The 891-nt window shown below is 61.8% G+C and carries 1 protein-coding gene and 1 pseudogene; both read right to left on the reverse strand.

The annotated features are described in order from the left end of the window. A pseudogene (locus OQK_RS30920) lies at positions 1-285 on the reverse strand (L,D-transpeptidase family protein); the annotation flags it as partial. Positions 286-498: 213 nt separating this feature from the next. Then, positions 499-792, reverse strand: coding sequence for a hypothetical protein (locus OQK_RS02025; protein ID WP_016770881.1), 294 nt, complete (start codon positions 790-792; stop codon positions 499-501). Positions 793-891: the final 99 nt, after the last annotated feature.

Genomic DNA, 891 nt, shown 5'->3' on the forward strand with positions numbered 1-891 from the left:
GCCCGGCGGCAGGATGAAGCGCGTCGGCAGGACGATCTCGGTACCGGCGCCAGGCAGCCAGGCATCGATGCCCGGGTTGGCCGCAACCATTTCCGAATAGCCCAGATCGTAGGTGGTGCCCAGGTCGGCGAAGGTGTCTTCGTACTTGGCTTTGATCACCTGCACCTGGCCGACGATGTCCTCGCCGGGTGGTGGCAGGGGAAGCTCCAATGCAGCAACGGGACCGGCCACACACAGGGCGGCAAGTGACAGGCAGCGGGTGACGGCAGGAAAGCGCGGCAACATCCGGAAAATCCTTCGCATGATCATCAAGGGTATAAGGGCGCGATTGTACACCGCGGCCTGGGGATTCGGGAGGCCACGCAGTTGCAGGCGACAGAGTGCTTTCAAGGTGGGAGCGAGCCTGCTCGCGAAAGCAGTGTGTCAGCGACCATAAATGTCGATTGATGAAACCCCTTCGCGAGCAGGCTCGCTCCCACACTTTTTGATCTTGAGCGCTCAGAGCTCGAATCGCAGCTCAGGCCAGATCGGCGAGGTGCCGCGCTTCTGCGATTCAAGAATCGCCCGGCACAGCGAGCACAGACGCTGATCCTGGAACACCCGGCGATCAACATTCGACCAGCGCGGTTGCGCCGGCAGCAGAGTGCCGCACAGCGTGCGATCGGCCGAGCCACCGAGTTCCAGCTGCCGCGTCACCAGATGCACCCGCACTTCCTGGCAGGCGAACAGATCCAGCTGCTCGTCAGGCTCGATCAGTTGGTAGGCAAACAGGGACCAGGCAGGACGCGGCATCGGGGGCTCCAAATTAGGGGGCGCCACATTAGCCGAAAGCCTGCCACTAGAAAAGCCTCATAAGAGCGGTTTTAGCGTCGGCCAGACATTTTCCAGCAA

The sequence above is a fragment of the Pseudomonas sp. R62 genome (assembly GCF_000257605.1).
Taxonomy (GTDB): Bacteria; Pseudomonadota; Gammaproteobacteria; order Pseudomonadales; family Pseudomonadaceae; genus Aquipseudomonas; species Aquipseudomonas atacamensis.

Excerpts from the sequence above, each read along its gene's own strand:
- OQK_RS02025 (WP_016770881.1), bottom strand. The coding sequence starts at position 792 with ATGCCGCGTCCTGCCTGGTCCCTGTTTGCCTACCAACTGATCGAGCCT.